We start from the raw sequence: 15,842 nt of genomic DNA, 5'->3' as shown, positions 1-15,842 counted from the left end.
TCTATATATAAACAAGCAACCGACGTTATTGTAAGAAGGTAGGGGGAGTCAATAAAATGATATAAAACAAAGAAGGCTCCGGGTTATCCGGAGCCTTCGCAATAATATTTAATTGATATTATTTTTGTTTGAATTGAACGCGACGGTTTAATACGCGGCCTTCTTCAGTTGAGTTATCAGCAATTGGGTTGGTTTCACCGTAACCTTTTACTTTAACTTTTTTAGCATCAACACCAGAGTTAACTAAGTAAGTTTTTACTGAGTTAGCACGGTCTTTTGATAAAGATAAGTTGTGAGCAGCAGTACCTTCAGATGAAGCGAAACCGTCTACTTCAACAGATTTACCAGATGAACGCAGGTCAGCTGAAGTTGCATCTAACACTGGGTAAGATGAAGTTCTTAATACTGAGCTGTCAAATTCAAACTGAATGTTTGAGTAAGCAGTAGCAGCAGGAGCTGGAGCAACAGTATCTTTAGGGAATACGATAACGCAACCTGAACCGTCAACTACGCTGCCAGCAGCAGTACCTGGGCATTTGTCAAATTGATCAGCAACACCGTCACCGTCAGAATCTTTTTTCAGATCATTAACAGCGTTTTCAACGTTGGTAACACGGCCTTTCAAAGCTTCAACTTCCTGACGTAATGCAGCATCGTACAATTCGTCATACATTAAAGCTACTGGGTTAACCCACTCTAAGCTTGGTTTTGATTTTGAACCTAAAGTGAACTCTAAGCCAGCATAACCGTAGCTGTATTTATCTTTTGTAGGATAAGCTCTGTTAACACCGTCAAAGTTATCACCATCAACAAATGTTTCGGTGTAACCTAAGTTTAATGCAACAACATCACTTAATCTGAATTTAACACCTGCACCAACTGGGATGATCAGTTCTTTAACATATTTGCTTGTTCCTGAACCATCAGAGTTACCTGCGTGACCGTCAAAATCAACTACAGTACCGTTTTTGTAAGTAACTTTAGGAGTGTATAAAGCTAAACCACCACCGGCTGTAACGAAGAAGTTAACTGAGTTTTTGCGTCTTAAGAAGTCGATAGTTGCAACGTTTACAACACCGCTTAAAGTACCTGACCAGAATTTGGTTTGGAAAGACTGAGCAGCGTAAGCTCCGCTTGTACCAGGTGCTTTAGTGTTATCACCTTCTACTTTACCACCATGCAAATCCAATTGTAAACCAAAAGAGTGTGCTAATTGCTCTCTGAATGAGATACCGTAGCCTAATTGAATTTTATTGTGTGTAAAGTCATTTGAACCACCAGTTGCAACTGAAGGAGCGGTAGCGCCAACGTTTACACCGATGCTAAACTTTTTGTACTGACCTAAACCACCAAATACCTTGGGGGTAGTAGTTTCAGACGACGTTGTAGTTGCTGTAGTGGTTTTAGTAGAATCCGTTTGTGCATTTACGATTCCAACAACCATCAAAGAAGCAAATGACAATGCGACTGTTTTCTTTAATGTAGAATAATTCATAGTTTTTAAGATTAAACGATTTTAATTGTGATTTTTTTCAAATTTAGTAATTATGTTTGAAACCCTGACCAAACATTGTTCCAAAAATTGTAATAGTTATACAAATAAAGAAAAAAAAAAGATAATCAGCAGATAAATATGAAATATCCCGCAATCGATAATAGTTTATTTATTAATAATAGAAAAAATTTCGTTTCGAGAACAAAACCTAACTCCTTGACTATTTTTCATGCCAGTGATGAATTCCCCAGGAGCGGCGATCAAACTTTTCAATTTAAGCAAAATTCTGATTTTTTTTATCTGACAGGCATCGACCAGGAACAAAGTATCCTGCTTTTATTTCCCGATTGTCCTAATAAAGCATACAAAGAAGTACTTTTTTTAAGACAAACCAACGAGCATATTGCCATCTGGGAAGGGCATAAATATACTAAGGAAGAAGCAAAAGCTGCATCCGGTATCGAAACTATTTATTGGCTCAGCGAGTATGAAACTATTTTGCAGAATATTATTTATTATGCAGAGTATATTTATATCAATACCAATGAAAATGAGCGGTATAGTCATAGCGTGCCCTACCGCGATCTGCGGATGCTTGAAGCTTTAAAAGCAAAATATCCCCTGCACAAATATGAACGGGCGGCAGTGATCATGCGCGATCTGCGTGTTATCAAATCGCCGGTTGAAATAGAGCTCACCCAAAAGGCATGTGACATTACCAATGACGCTTTTGTACGTGTGTTGAAATTTTTAAAACCCGGTGTTACCGAATATGAGATAGAAGCCGAAATTACACATGAATTTTTACGGCAACGGGCTACCGGAAATGCTTATCACCCTATTCTGGCTTCGGGTAAAAATGCCGTTGTGTTGCATTATACCGATAATAACCAGATTTGTAACGATGGTGATGTGATACTTTTTGACTTTGGTGCCGAGTATGCTAATTATAACGCCGATATGAGCCGTTCTGTGCCTGTAAACGGTCGTTTTAGCGACCGGCAGCGTGCTGTTTATGATGCTGTTTTAAGGGTAATGCGTGAGGCTACTAAAATGATTGTTGCCGGCACCAACTGGAACGAATATCATGAAGAGGTTGGTAAAATAACAACCAGCGAATTAATAGGCCTGGGGCTGCTGGATAAGCACGATGTAGCCAAGCAAGACCCCAACACGCCCCTTTATAAAAAGTATTTTATGCATGGCACCTCACATCATTTAGGTTTGGATGTGCATGATTTTGCAAGCCGTTACAAGCCATTTGAGGTAGGCAATATACTCACCTGCGAACCGGGAATATATATACCCGAAGAAGGTTTAGGTATCAGGATTGAGAACAATATTTTAATTACCCAGGATGGTAACCGCGATTTGATGGCCAACATCCCGGTAGAGGCCGCCCACATTGAAGAAATTATGAATACTTGAAGGTGATTTTGACAGTTATTTTACAATGAAAGTAATTTAATCACATCTTTCAATTGTTATTGAATTGTTAATTCATCATAAACTATACATAAGTATCTACAAAACTATACAGATTGAATTTTTCATCTTTCAAAAGCTTTAGCATAAGGTTGCTAAAGCTTTTTTAATTAATGGGCTATATTAATTTTTGCCAGGTGCATTTGTATGGTTCTTCGCCAGATTGAAGTCTATCGGTATTGGAAAGAGCTGGTCTTTATAAAAATTGCCATTTCGATAAAGCATGCGAAGGGTATGAACGTGGTTGCGAAAGAGAAACTATATCTGAAACGAAGTGTGAAATCTTCTGCTGTACAAATGGCCGCGATTACACGAATGTCTGGGTAAGTGCACTAATATCTAATAATTCACCAAAACCGTATATTTGTTTTTTCAACGCCACCTGGAAATTTTTTAGAGGCGGTTTACAACTTTAAATTAAGATACCCGCATTTGAAACCCACCATTCTGATTACTTTCGATTCGTTAAAACGCGCCACATCGGGCATGTTTTTTTTTGAAAGAAGTTTAGGTGATGAGATCCTGAAGCAGAACAATGGCCGGTTTGCCATATTTGGCTATCTGCACAAAAAATCTATTTATTGGTTTCAGCAGCTTGCCGGTACTATTTTAATGTCGCCTTTGCATAAGGTGTTTTTTCCGGCATATAAACAATTTAAGCTGGTGCATTTTACCAATCAGTATTGTAAGTTGCGACCTACCCGGGTAAAAGCAAAAAAAGTACTTACTATTCATGACATGAACCCCGTTCATGAAAAAACACGTTCGCCGGCACGTTATAAAAAATACCTTGATCGCCTGGGCGGTTATATAGATAGCTGCGACAAGATTGTGACCATATCAAATTTTGTGGCCGGTGACATTGTTAAATATTATCCGCAGGCGGCTGGTAAGCTTACCGTTATTTATAACGGAGCCGATAAGCTTGTTTTGCCACTACATCATCAACCGCCATATAAACCTGCACGTAAATTTATATTTACCATTGGTAGTCTCGCACCCAAAAAAAACTTTCATGTTTTACCGGCCCTGTTGCACAATAATGATCTGGAGCTGATTGTTGCCGGTAAAATAACCGACTATCAGCAGCGAATAATAGATGAGGCTAATCAATATAATTGTGCAGACAGGGTAAAACTGATCGGTCTGATCAGCGACGAGGATAAAGCCTGGTATTACAAAAATTGCGAAGCCTTTGCATTTCCATCCATAGCCGAAGGTTTTGGGTTGCCCGTTATTGAAGCTATGCATTTTGGCAAGCCTGTATTTTTATCAAAGTATACCTCCCTGCCAGAAATTGGCGGCGATGCAGCCTGGTACTTTGATAACTTTGAACCCGAACCCATGCAGGCAATTTTTGCCAAAGGGTTGGATGAATACGCCACCAATAACATGGCCGAAAGCATCAAACAACACGCGGCTAAATTTAATTGGGAAAAAACAGCCCGTCAATATCTTGATCTGTATACCGAATGCCTGGGCATGTAACCACTAAATATGGGTTAAACTCCCAAATTGTATTGTTGTATTTTTGCACACTTATACCCGTTATTTTAATAAAGTATAGATGCCAATAATTGATAATAAAGAGATAAAGCATGTTTTAATAAGCAGGATTGACGCCATTGGCGATGTGGTACTGCAGCTGCCCACCTGTATTTATTTAAAGCAATTATATCCCGATGTGATCATCAGTTTCCTGGGACGAAGCTATACCCAACCCATTATAGAGGCATGCAAGGCCGTTGATCATTTTATGAATTATGATGACCTTAAGCCTTTATCAAAAAAAGAAATAGCTGCGCTGTTTAAAGAAAAAAATATTGATGCCATTGTGCATGAATTTCCTAAAAGCCAGATTGCCGAGGCCGCGAAAAAGGCGGGCATCAAAATAAGGATAGGCGCAACCAGTAAAATTCATCATCTTTTTAACTGCAATAAACTGATCAGGTTAAACCGGGCAGAATCAAATTTGCACGAAGCACAGCAGGATATTTATATGTGCGGGCCTCTTGGGGTTACCCATATCCCAACCATTGGTACTATTGCCCGTTATTACAAGGATAACTTTAAGCCTTTGGTGGCTTTGCCGGCTCAATTTAAAAATTTGCTAACGGATGATAAATTTAATCTGATTGTTCACTCTAAATCAGGTGGTAACGGACGCGAGTGGGATATGGATAACTTTACTGCCTTAATTAATGGTTTGCCTCTGGATAAATTCCGCGTTTTTATAACAGGATCGTTCAAGGAGCATCAGCTATTTAAAACATGGATACCGCAATTACCGCCTTCGGTAATTGATTTGAGCGGGAAAATGGATCTTGACGAATTTATAGCCTTTATTTATCATGCCGATGGTTTGCTGGCATCAGGCACCGGTCCGCTGCACGTGGCCGCCGCTTCGGGAATCTATACATTGGGTTTATTCCCCGTTTCCAAATCTATCAATGCTACGAGGTGGGCGCCATTGGGTATACGGGCCGAACACCTGGAAAGCGATTCTGACGATTTGAGCAGTATTTCTGTTGATATGGTTAAAAAGAAAATTGAATGCTGGCTGCAATAAAATAGGGCTAATAACCTTTAATAAACTATTGTTCTATTTTTGCCTTGTTGATATATGCTATATAAAAGTTAAATGCCCGTAATCGATAACAAAAAAATAACCCATATTTTAATAAACCGGCTTGATGCCATGGGCGATGTTGTACTGCAACTACCTACCTGCATCTATTTAAAACAACTGTATCCCGATGTGATCATCAGCTTTCTGGGCCGCAGTTATACCAAGCCGGTGATAGATGCCTGCAGGGCCGTTGATCATTTTATCAATTATGATGACTTAAAAGCTTTATCGGTTAATGAAATAGCTGCTGTTTTTAAAGAAAAAGCCATAGACGCCATTGTGCATGAATTCCCCCAAAGAGAAATTGCCGAAGCCGCGAAAAAGGCCGGAGTCAAAATAAGAATAGGCGTAACCAGCAGAAATTATCATTTTTTTACCTGTAATAAATTAGTGAGACTAAGCCGCCGGAGATCCGATCTGCACGAGGCGCAACAGGATATTTACCTGTGCAAACCGCTTGGTGTTACGCATGTGCCCACATTAGGCACGCTGTCAAATTTGTTCAAAGGCAATTTTAAACCCACAGTAACTTTGCCGGCACAAATTAAAGATCAGTTGAAGGATGATAAATTCAACCTGATCATCCATGCCAAATCAAACGGTAATGGTAAGGAGTGGGATCTGGATAATTTTACTGCGTTAATCAAACTTTTACCTGCGAATAAGTTCCGCGTTTTTATAACCGGGTCGCAAAAAGAACATGAGCTTTTTAAAACGTGGATCCCTCAGTTACCGGCATCTGTAATTGATGTAAGCGGAAAGCTAACCCTTGAGGAGCTCATTGCGTTCATCTATCATGCCGATGGCTTGCTTGCATCCGGAACCGGCCCACTGCATGTTGCCGCTGCTTCAGGAATACATACTCTGGGTTTATTCCCCATTACCATAGGTATCCATGCTACCCGCTGGGCGCCGTTAGGTGTAAGGGCCGAGCATATTGAAAGCGACTCTGATGATCTGAGCAGCATTACCGTTGATATGGTTTTTGAACGGATAAGTAGCTGGCTTAAGTAATAAATAATAATAACATAAGAACCCGGGCGTTTTACCCTGTAATAATACTGTACCCATAATAGCTGCCATTTACTTAATTTTGCAGCTTAGCTTTTTAAATGAAAACATATTTCAGACTTCTGTCTTTTGCAAAGCCTATCGGGAAATTTGCTTTTCCATATTTTATTTTAACGTTATTTTCGGTAATATTTAACACGCTTAATCTTGCGTTGCTGGCTCCATTATTAAAAACAATTTTTAACCCGGCTACTGCCGAGGTGGTAAACAAGCCTGCCAATTGGTGGGACCCTTTAAAGGATTTTAATTATTTTGCTTACACCGCCAATCAGCATTATGGTGCCCTGGGCGCTTTAAAATTCGTTTGTGCTGCTATTGTTGTATCGGTGCTGCTAAGCAATTTATTCAGGTATTTTTCGCAGCGGATTATGGAAAACCTGCGAATCTATACACTGCTTAATCTCAGAAAAACTGTTTTTAATAACGTAATGAACCTGCACCTGGGCTATTTTAGTAATGAACGCAAGGGGGATATACTTTCAAAAATATCAGCCGATGTACAAGTAGTGCAGTTTTCGGTTACCGGTACATTGCAGGTTGCGTTTAAAGAGCCTTTTCAACTATTAACCTACCTGGTGTTTTTATTTGTTATATCGGTTAAGTTAACTTTATTTTCGATGCTGATCATTCCCGTTTCGGCATTTGTTATATCAAGAATAGTTAAGCGGCTTAAAGAGCAAGCTACGGAGTCGCAGCAAACTTACGGTAATATGATCAGTAACCTTGATGAAGCTTTAACGGGGATAAAGATCATTAAAGCATTTAATGCGGTTTCATTTATAAAAAACAGGTTTGATCATGAGAACAGGCAATATTCAAGAATAACCCGTTCAATGGCCAAAAGACAACAAATGGCCTCGCCAGTATCTGAGTTTTTAGGCGTTTTAATGGTGTCTGGCATTGTATTGTATGGTGGCTCATTAATTATTAATCATACCGGTACTTTATCGGCCGATAATTTTATCGTGTACATTGCCATGTTTTCGCAGATAATGAGGCCTGCTAAAGCCATATCTGACTCTTTCAGTAACATACATTCCGGCATAGCTGCAGGCGAGCGGGTGTTGGCCCTTATTGATGAAAAGCCATTGATAACAGATGCTCCTGATGCCGTGACAATAACTGATTTTACCAAAAGTGTACGATTTGAAAATGTATCATTTGCCTATAAAAATAAAGTTACAGCAGATGAAAGCGATACCGAACCTGATAAGTATGTATTGAAAAATCTTAATCTGGAAATACCTAAAGGTAAAACTGTAGCCCTGGTAGGTCCGTCTGGTGGTGGTAAATCAACATTGATGGATCTGTTACCCCGGTTTAGTGAACCGCAGTTGGGCACTATTTATATTGATGATAGAGATATAAAATCGGTTACTTCTGAGTCATTGCGTGCTTTGATGGGTATTGTGAACCAGGAGTCGATATTATTTAACGATACCATTTTTAACAATATCGCTTTTGGTAAAACCAATGTAACGCAGGAACAGGTTGAAGCTGCCGCACGCATCGCCAATGCACATAATTTTATCATGGAAACGGATAAAGGTTACCAAACCAATACCGGCGACAGGGGAACAAAATTATCAGGAGGGCAAAGACAAAGGATCTGTATAGCAAGGGCCGTACTGAATAACCCGCCAATTATGCTGCTTGATGAAGCTACCTCCGCCCTGGATACCGAATCTGAAAAACTGGTTCAGGAAGCGTTAAACAATCTGATGAAAAACCGTACCTCGCTCATTATAGCACACCGCCTGAGTACTATTCAAAACGCCGATCTGATCATTGTGCTGGATAACGGAAAGGTGGCAGAACAAGGCACACATCAAGAGCTAATTAACAATAATGGTGTGTACAAACGTTTAATAGATATGCAAACTTTTAATGCCGATTAATAAATAGAAATTGTTTGGCCGGGTTTTGAAATAACTGAAATGGTAAAAAAAAGAAGTTTTATAAGTACTTATTGGCTTAAATATACCGACAGGGCCGGTTATAAAAATTATAAGTGGGAGTTGCATAATTATAAAAATGTTGAAACTACCAATTTTTTAATCGGGGATGAACGATTGAATAATCCTGCAAAGATAAGGGCTGTTGCCGCTGGTAACCATCAGCTTAACCTTAATCATAGTGGCAATGCCGGCGATATTATTTATGCACTGCCAACTATTAAAAAACTGGCCGAAACCGTAAAGGTCCCCATAAATTTATACTTGAGGCTTGGGCAGCCACTATTGCTTTCGGACAGAACTACCCACCCTCTGGGTAATGTAAGGCTCAATGATAAAATGATGGCCATGCTGGCTCCTTTAATCAGTTCGCAGTCATACATCAGTCGGTTTGAAGTGCTTACGGATCAGAAAATAGATATTGACCTGGATTACTTCAGGGCCGGGCACGTACCGATGGATAGGTGTAACATAGCCCATTGGTGTTCATATATAACCGGGGTAAATCCTGAATTATGGAAAAAATGGCTTGATGTGGAACCGGATACATCGTTTGCAGACTGTGTAATTATTGCACGGAGCGAAAGATACAGGAGCCAGGGAGTTGATTATAAGTTCTTAGAAAACTACAAAGGCTTAAAATTTATAGGAGTCGAATCGGAGTATAACGACATCAAAAAGCAGGTTCCTAATATAGAGTGGGTGCAGGTAGATGATTTTTTACAACTGGCCCGGATAATTGCAGGCTGTAAATTTTTTATCGGTAATCAATCGTTCCCATTTTCAATTGCCGAAGCATTAAAAGTCCCGCGCATTTTAGAAGCTTGTTTTGATGTTATCAACGTTGTTCCGGAAGGTGAAAATGGTTATGATTTTCTTTTTCAGGATCATTTTGAATCATTGGTACAGAAGCTTTATCATAAAAACCAGGAATTATGAGTGCGCTGAAGAAAGTTGCCATTATAGTCCCTTTTTATCAAAATACGATATCTGATTTAGAAAAAATTGCGCTAACTCAGCTACAAAATGTTTTGGCTAATTATCCCCGCATCATTATAAAGCCTCACTCGTTTGTTTTACCCGATGTGGTTAACCAGTATAATTTTACAGCTATTGAAACCTTTGACGACAGCTATTTTAAAAGTATTGATGGCTATAACGCTTTAATGCTTTCTGATACTTTTTACAAACGTTTTTTAGATTATGAGTTTATTCTGATTCACCAATTGGATGCCTTTGTATTTAAGGATGAACTGGCATATTGGTGCAGCCAGTCAATTGATTATATAGGTGCTCCATGGATACCACCAGGTGATTACCCGGATTTTATTAAAGCCATCAAGTCAAAAATTCAATTTCATTATCATGCCCGGTTTAATATTCAGAAAAACGGACTTCCATCATCAATGCAATATGAATACAGAGTTGGTAACGGAGGATTTTCATTACGGAGAGTAAAAAAGTTTTACGATCTGAGTATCAGCATGCGCGATAGGATGTCGGTTTATTTAACACGTAGTGAGCACGAATTTCATGAAGATATTTTTTGGAGTGTGGAGGTTAACAGGAAACGGAAAATATTAAACATACCATCATATAAAACGGGGTTAAAGTTTTCGTTTGAACTTGCTCCAGAGCGTGCCTTGAGGTTAAATAAGAACCAGTTACCCTTTGGATGCCATGCCTGGGATAAAAACCTCGATTTTTGGCGTCAAATATTTAAAAAACTAGGTTACCATATATAAAAACTGAATAATTTATTCTTTAAATATAAGCATACATCTAATGAAAGAACTCCCGCTTGTATCCATTGCGCTTTGTACGTACAATGGCGCCAGATTTTTAGAGCAGCAATTAGATACACTTATTAATCAAACCTATACCAATATTGAAATCATTGCTGTAGATGACTGCTCCACTGATCATACCTATCAGATACTTGCTGGTTATGCATCAAAATATCCCAACCTCCATTTGTATAAAAACGAAACCAATTTAGGTTTGATTAAAAATTTTGAGCGTGCTTTGGATTGTTGTAAGGGCGAATTGATAGCATTTTGTGATCAGGACGATCTGTGGGATTTTAAAAAGATTGAATTGCAGGTAGCCGCTATAGGTAATAACCTGATGTTGTATCACGATTCTGAACTTATTAATGAGCAGAATGAGTCACTAAATGTAAAAATGACCGATCTGTTTAACTTTTACCGGGGCGATGAGCCGGAAGTATTTTTGTTTAGTAATTGTGTATCGGGTCATTCGATGCTTTTTAAAAAGGAGCTGATTGATGAGGTGCGTCCCTTAAAAAAAGATACTTATCATGATTGGTGGATTGCCTATGTGGCCACTAATTTAGGTACTATTGACTATTTGCCGCAATGCCTGGTTAAATACCGTCAGCACGATGATAGTGATACCGATTTGTTATATAGAAAAGACGATAAGAAAGATAAACATAGGCACAAAACCATCGAACAGCTTTTTAAACGCCAGAGTAAGTGGTTACAGTATTGCGCTTCTTATCCTAAAAATAAAAGACCTCAGTTTGTTAATACATTATTGCGGCTGTATGTAAACAGACCCAATAATTACCTGGCTATTCAACTTTTCTTTTTAATGAAAAAGCACGTCGATATTTTATATTACATCCCCAAATGGGATAACTACCGGAAAAACAGGGAGGTGAAAAAAATGATATGGGGGTATAAGCTTAAGAACTTTTGGTACACTTATTTTAGGCCCAACAGCAAAAAAATACTCCGCGTTGATTTAGATGAAAAAAGCTATTGAACAGCTGCTTTTGGGATTCATGTATTTCCAAAAAAACTATTTTAAACAGCCTTAATATAACTTATAATTGTAATTTATTGGCAAATGTACAGTTGTCGGAATATTTATAACGCATTGGTTTATAATCATATGTGTTGTATTTAAATTAATATTTAAATGATTAAAAAAATTCTTGGGTTAGAATCTTATAAGCATAAAGTTGCTATTTGTTGTATAGCCAAACATGAAGACCCTTATTTTGCAGAATGGATAGACTATCATTTACAAATTGGTGTAAGCCATTTTTATGTTTATGATAATGAATCAAAAATCCCGGTTACTGAAAGCTTGCGTGATTATATAGAAAAAGGCATTGTGACCGTTGAGCCGGTTGCCGGTAAAGCAAAGCAAATGCCTAGCTATCAATTATGTTTAAAGCGCTATGGCCCCGAATGCCAATGGTTAGCTTTTATTGATGTTGATGAATTTATTGTGCCGAAAACGCTAACCGGAAATCTGCCCGATTTTTTAGAAAATTATAAAAAATACGGAGGGCTTGGTATTTATTGGTTGATGTTTGGTTCCAATGGTCATTTAGAAAAGCCCCAGGGGAGCCAGCTTGAAAGCTATGTTAGAAGGTCGCTTAAAACAGATAGCGTGAATGGACATATTAAAAGTATTGTTCAACCCCGATATGTTAAACGGGTGGAGACTCCACATCATTTCAAATATAAATTCGGGAAATATTGTGTAAACGAAAATGGTAAACGTATTGAAGGCCCTATCTCTTTACATACTTCTAATAAAATACAAATGAACCATTACTTCTTACGTTCGTTAGCCGAATTTAAGTTGAAAATAGCAAGGGGCAGGGCAGACAATAACGAGATCAGAAGTTTAAATGAATTTTACATTGAGGATGAAAAATGTAATTTTATTGTTGATGAAAATATAAAAGAGCTCAAGATAATAATGGATAAGAATAACCAGTAGCGGTTTTACTTTTATGCTTATTGATCCGTGTACTTTTTATAAGTAAATTAAAAAGGTTCCTCATTTATATATGTATATATGAGGAACCTTTTTAATTTACAATAAACTTTTTATTGAAATTTAAACCCTAAGCCAATTTGCCAAACCTGGTTGCGGAAATCGGGCAGATCGGCTTCATTGGAAGCGTTACGGGCAAGGTCAATATTGTAACGGCCCCTGATCTCTACATTACGGTTAATATCAAAACTAACACCTACTACACCGGCCACATAGCTCTGGTCGCCCTGGTGGCCGTCATAACGGGTTTCTACATTGGTGCCAAAATCACGGTAAGTGTCCCTTTGCGAAGTTAAAAAGGTAAGCTGAGGGCCAATTAAGAAATTAAACCCGGGTACAATTTTGAATTTAGCCAGTAAGGGAACGTCGATATAGTTGGTACGTTCGGTAAAATGGGCGTTTTCAAGATCAGCACTAAAGCCTTTTTGCGAAAATAGTACTTCAGGGGCGAACGAAAAATAATTGGTAACCGGAACATCCAGTGTAAGCCCGACATTGAATGCGGCTATTGTACTGGAGCTGAAGCGTGAATCATAAGCATCAAGCGAGTTGGCCAGGTTTAAGCCGGCGGTAAAACCTACTTTGATCTGATTTTCGTTATACGGCCTGCGTTGTTGATGCCTTACATAACGGCGTGGCTGGCGTGGCCCGTAATAAGTTTGTGCGCTCGCTGCACCAGCTGCAAATAGGCATATTGCAAAAAAGATAAATTTTTTCATTTTTATTTGTTTTTAACGGTAGCGGAGCAAATTGCAGGTATTTTATTTTTAGTTCGGGCCTGCAACCGTTCCTTGATTATTTTTGATTTATACTACATAGAGTAAAAATTAACGCAAAGGTTTATTTTTAGTTTCCAATAATTCGCGAGTAGTACCAGAACTTTATATTTCTTCATGAAATCTTCAAAAAACCCGGCACTCCATAAACATTACCTGATACAATTTGTACTACATTTGACCATGCCAAAATTGAATAACGGTATTTGCTGTACCTTAATTATAGCACTTAATTTTATTGCAGTTAACGCTTTTGCACAAAAAACGAGCTATGTACAAAGCTTAAACACGCAAAACCGCTGGGTTGATTCGGTTTATAATAAACTAAGCCGCAAGCAAAGAGTAGCGCAGTTGCTTTTTGTACGCGCGCATACCAACAAAGGCAAAGCTTACGAAGATTCTGTTGCCCGGGTGATCAAAGACGAGCAGGTAGGCGGCCTGGTGTTTTTTCAGGGCGGCCCCGGCAGGCAGGCTTTACTGGTTAACAAATATCAAAAGCTGGCACAGGTACCTTTGCTCATTTCTATGGATGGTGAGTGGGGCCTGGGCATGCGCCTGGATTCGACCATATCATATCCCTACCAGATGACACTGGGCGCCATACAGGACAATAATCTGATCTATAAAATGGGTCAGCAGGTAGCTTATGATTTTAAGCGACTGGGTATCCAGATCAACTTTGGGCCCGATATGGATATCAACAACAACCCCAATAACCCGGTGATCAATTATCGTTCGTTTGGCGATAATATGTATAATGTGGCCAAAAAGGGGATTGCTTACTTTAAGGGGATGCAGGATGCCGGTTTACTAACCACGGCCAAACATTTTCCGGGGCATGGCGATACCAATGTCGATTCGCATTTTGATTTGCCTTTGTTGCCCTACAGCCGAGCCCGTTTGGATTCGCTCGAAGAGTATCCTTTTCGCGAGGCTATTAACGCCGGTATCAGCGGCATTATGATAGCACATATGAATATCCCGGCACTTGATAATACTAAAAATTTGCCTTCAACACTATCACGCCCCATTGTTACCGGTATTTTGAAAGATTCCCTTCAGTTTAAAGGTTTGGTGGTATCCGACGCGATGGAGATGAAAGGGGTTACCAAATATTTTCCGAACGGCGAGGCCGATGTAAGGGCTTTTTTAGCTGGCATTGATATTATTGAACTATCGGAAAATTCAGATCGTGCCATTAAGCTTATCCGCAGGGCCGTACGTAAAGGATTGATCAGCGCTGATGAATTTCAAACTAAAGTGAAGAAAGTGCTGGCGGCCAAATATTGGGCAGGTTTGAACCGCAGGCCACAGGTTTCGCCGGTAAATTTAAGTGAAGACCTTAACCGCCAGGCAGCTAAAGATCTTGTGCAGCAATTGAGCGATGCCTCGGTGACTTTATTAAAAGGTAATTCGGCCGCGCTGAAACTGAACCCATTTTTGAAAACAGCCATCGTAAGTATTGGGGTTGATGCACCTACCGTTTTTCAGCAGGAAATGGCCAAGAGCTTCCCTAACTGCCGTATATTTATGGTGGCCAAAAATGCCCCGGCTATTGAGGTGCGCAATATCATGAACTGGCTAAAACAGTATAACCAGGTAATTGTGGGCATACATGATACCCGCCTGCGCCCACAAAGTAAACTGGATTACAGCAGCGATGTACGCGGTATGGTAAGCGACCTTGCCGTACGCAAAGGAACCATCATGAGTGTTTTTGCCAATGCTTATACCATAGCAGGATTACCCGGCATCGAAAAAAGTAACGCGCTGTTGGTGTGTTATCAAATGAGCCCCGAACTGCAAAAATCAGCAGCTAAAGTAATTGCGGGCACGTTAAAGCCAACGGGTAAATTGCCGGTGAGTGTTAACACCTCTTTCCCAACAGGGGCAGGTCTTGGTTTACAGTAAGGATACAGGCTTTAAGCTAGATTTTTATCGGTCAGGATCTTTTTTCGGGTCAGCAGATTTAGCAGGTATTTACCTTCGGCTTCATCAATGTTTTCGCCAAAGCGAATGGTTTTCATGCCATAATCAAATGCAATGGTGCCGGTACGCCCGTTGAGCGACTTTAATGTATTATACCTGGCAAAATTAGTGTTTATCTGATCGTCCTGTACCCGGAAGCTGGTGCATGAGTTAAGATCATAAAATGTAGTTTTACTTAAGGGATCGCCCTGTCTTTTCAGGATCAGTACGCCCTTACCAATTTCAATACACTCCTTACCCAGTAATAGCCAGTAAATTGTTTTAAGTGCAAACAGGCCACCCAGTGTCCATCCGGCGAGCCAAACTATGCTAAACAGATCAGTTCCTCTGTTTGTTGAATTCAGTAATTCTTTGATGACCGATGTTTCGCCAAAAAACCAGCCACACAGCCATACACATAGGAAAAGGATAATAAATAAATTCTTTTTTGCGGGTATCGTGATTCTTACGTAGTCAAAATTATCCTCGATAATTGCTCTGCCCTGGTACGGTAATTCCATCTTTAAATGTCTGGCTTAAAGATGCTATTAATTATGATGTTTGCAAATTATATTAATACAGCCTCACCCCAACCCTCTTCAAGGGAGAGGGCTTAAAAGAGTTTTTTTAAAGTCTCCTCTTTG

Annotated in this window: 13 protein-coding genes; 10 read left to right on the top strand and 3 right to left on the bottom strand. The window is 39.4% G+C overall.

Annotation, left to right across the window (positions count from 1 at the left end; translation table 11 throughout):
- Window positions 1-118: 118 nt before the first annotated feature.
- Window positions 119-1,495 carry an OmpA family protein gene (locus ACTJKG_RS20790; protein ID WP_172335364.1) on the bottom strand — a complete coding sequence of 459 codons (1,377 nt, stop codon included), beginning with the start codon at window positions 1,493-1,495 and terminating at the stop codon, window positions 119-121.
- A 138-nt stretch (window positions 1,496-1,633) separates the two neighbouring features.
- On the opposite strand from ACTJKG_RS20790, the gene ACTJKG_RS20785 reads away from it, so the two are divergent.
- The 9 genes from ACTJKG_RS20785 to ACTJKG_RS20745 all read left to right on the top strand — a co-directional run bounded on the left by ACTJKG_RS20785 (window position 1,634) and on the right by ACTJKG_RS20745 (window position 12,397).
- Window positions 1,634-2,923, top strand: coding sequence for an aminopeptidase P family protein (locus ACTJKG_RS20785; protein WP_440740319.1), 1,290 nt, complete (start codon window positions 1,634-1,636; stop codon window positions 2,921-2,923).
- Between the two features lie 489 nt (window positions 2,924-3,412).
- The gene (locus ACTJKG_RS20780; RefSeq protein WP_440740318.1) at window positions 3,413-4,468 is read left to right on the top strand and encodes a glycosyltransferase family 4 protein; all 1,056 of its coding nucleotides are present in this window, start codon (window positions 3,413-3,415) and stop codon (window positions 4,466-4,468) included.
- 79 nt (window positions 4,469-4,547) lie between these two features.
- Window positions 4,548-5,549 (top strand): glycosyltransferase family 9 protein, encoded by a 1,002-nt coding sequence (locus ACTJKG_RS20775; protein WP_440740317.1) that lies wholly within the window; start codon window positions 4,548-4,550, stop codon window positions 5,547-5,549.
- A gap of 72 nt (window positions 5,550-5,621) precedes the next feature.
- Window positions 5,622-6,623, top strand: a complete 1,002-nt coding sequence (locus ACTJKG_RS20770) for a glycosyltransferase family 9 protein (protein ID WP_440740316.1) — start codon at window positions 5,622-5,624, stop codon at window positions 6,621-6,623.
- Between the two features lie 98 nt (window positions 6,624-6,721).
- Window positions 6,722-8,578, top strand: coding sequence for an ABC transporter ATP-binding protein (locus ACTJKG_RS20765; RefSeq protein WP_440740315.1), 1,857 nt, complete (start codon window positions 6,722-6,724; stop codon window positions 8,576-8,578).
- A gap of 39 nt (window positions 8,579-8,617) precedes the next feature.
- Window positions 8,618-9,574: a hypothetical protein gene (locus ACTJKG_RS20760; RefSeq protein ID WP_172335358.1), complete on the top strand. Its 957-nt coding sequence runs from the start codon at window positions 8,618-8,620 to the stop codon at window positions 9,572-9,574.
- On the top strand, window positions 9,571-10,380 hold the full coding sequence (locus ACTJKG_RS20755; RefSeq protein WP_440740314.1) for a DUF5672 family protein: 810 nt from the start codon (window positions 9,571-9,573) through the stop codon (window positions 10,378-10,380). Before ACTJKG_RS20760 ends, ACTJKG_RS20755 begins: the two co-directional genes overlap by 4 nt.
- A gap of 40 nt (window positions 10,381-10,420) precedes the next feature.
- Window positions 10,421-11,425: a glycosyltransferase family 2 protein gene (locus ACTJKG_RS20750; protein WP_440740313.1), complete on the top strand. Its 1,005-nt coding sequence runs from the start codon at window positions 10,421-10,423 to the stop codon at window positions 11,423-11,425.
- Window positions 11,426-11,581: 156 nt separating this feature from the next.
- Entirely contained in the window at window positions 11,582-12,397 is an 816-nt protein-coding gene (locus ACTJKG_RS20745) for a glycosyltransferase family 92 protein (protein WP_172335355.1), read from the top strand.
- A gap of 110 nt (window positions 12,398-12,507) precedes the next feature.
- Here the strand turns inward: ACTJKG_RS20745 and ACTJKG_RS20740 are convergent, their stop codons facing one another.
- The gene (locus ACTJKG_RS20740; RefSeq protein ID WP_440740312.1) at window positions 12,508-13,173 is read right to left on the bottom strand and encodes a porin family protein; all 666 of its coding nucleotides are present in this window, start codon (window positions 13,171-13,173) and stop codon (window positions 12,508-12,510) included.
- A 174-nt stretch (window positions 13,174-13,347) separates the two neighbouring features.
- Between ACTJKG_RS20740 and ACTJKG_RS20735 the strand changes: the two genes are divergently transcribed.
- Window positions 13,348-15,141 carry a glycoside hydrolase family 3 protein gene (locus ACTJKG_RS20735; protein ID WP_440740311.1) on the top strand — a complete coding sequence of 598 codons (1,794 nt, stop codon included), beginning with the start codon at window positions 13,348-13,350 and terminating at the stop codon, window positions 15,139-15,141.
- A gap of 11 nt (window positions 15,142-15,152) precedes the next feature.
- On the opposite strand, the gene ACTJKG_RS20730 is transcribed toward ACTJKG_RS20735, so the two are convergent.
- Window positions 15,153-15,719, bottom strand: coding sequence for a hypothetical protein (locus tag ACTJKG_RS20730; RefSeq protein WP_440740310.1), 567 nt, complete (start codon window positions 15,717-15,719; stop codon window positions 15,153-15,155).
- Between the last annotated feature and the right edge of the window lie 123 nt (window positions 15,720-15,842).

It is taken from the genome of Mucilaginibacter sp. 22184 (assembly GCF_052045695.1).
Classification (GTDB): Bacteria; Bacteroidota; Bacteroidia; order Sphingobacteriales; family Sphingobacteriaceae; genus Mucilaginibacter.
This window is presented reverse-complemented; position numbering and strand designations above follow the sequence as displayed.

Excerpts from the sequence above, each read along its gene's own strand:
- ACTJKG_RS20755 (WP_440740314.1), top strand. The coding sequence starts at position 9,571 with ATGAGTGCGCTGAAGAAAGTTGCCATTATAGTCCCTTTTTATCAAAAT.
- ACTJKG_RS20775 (WP_440740317.1), top strand. The coding sequence starts at position 4,548 with ATGCCAATAATTGATAATAAAGAGATAAAGCATGTTTTAATAAGCAGG.
- ACTJKG_RS20750 (WP_440740313.1), top strand. The coding sequence starts at position 10,421 with ATGAAAGAACTCCCGCTTGTATCCATTGCGCTTTGTACGTACAATGGC.
- ACTJKG_RS20740 (WP_440740312.1), bottom strand. The coding sequence starts at position 13,173 with ATGAAAAAATTTATCTTTTTTGCAATATGCCTATTTGCAGCTGGTGCA.
- ACTJKG_RS20730 (WP_440740310.1), bottom strand. The coding sequence starts at position 15,719 with ATGGAATTACCGTACCAGGGCAGAGCAATTATCGAGGATAATTTTGAC.
- ACTJKG_RS20785 (WP_440740319.1), top strand. The coding sequence starts at position 1,634 with ATGAAATATCCCGCAATCGATAATAGTTTATTTATTAATAATAGAAAA.
- ACTJKG_RS20765 (WP_440740315.1), top strand. The coding sequence starts at position 6,722 with ATGAAAACATATTTCAGACTTCTGTCTTTTGCAAAGCCTATCGGGAAA.
- ACTJKG_RS20790 (WP_172335364.1), bottom strand. The coding sequence starts at position 1,495 with ATGAATTATTCTACATTAAAGAAAACAGTCGCATTGTCATTTGCTTCT.
- ACTJKG_RS20760 (WP_172335358.1), top strand. The coding sequence starts at position 8,618 with ATGGTAAAAAAAAGAAGTTTTATAAGTACTTATTGGCTTAAATATACC.
- ACTJKG_RS20735 (WP_440740311.1), top strand. The coding sequence starts at position 13,348 with ATGAAATCTTCAAAAAACCCGGCACTCCATAAACATTACCTGATACAA.
- ACTJKG_RS20770 (WP_440740316.1), top strand. The coding sequence starts at position 5,622 with ATGCCCGTAATCGATAACAAAAAAATAACCCATATTTTAATAAACCGG.
- ACTJKG_RS20745 (WP_172335355.1), top strand. The coding sequence starts at position 11,582 with ATGATTAAAAAAATTCTTGGGTTAGAATCTTATAAGCATAAAGTTGCT.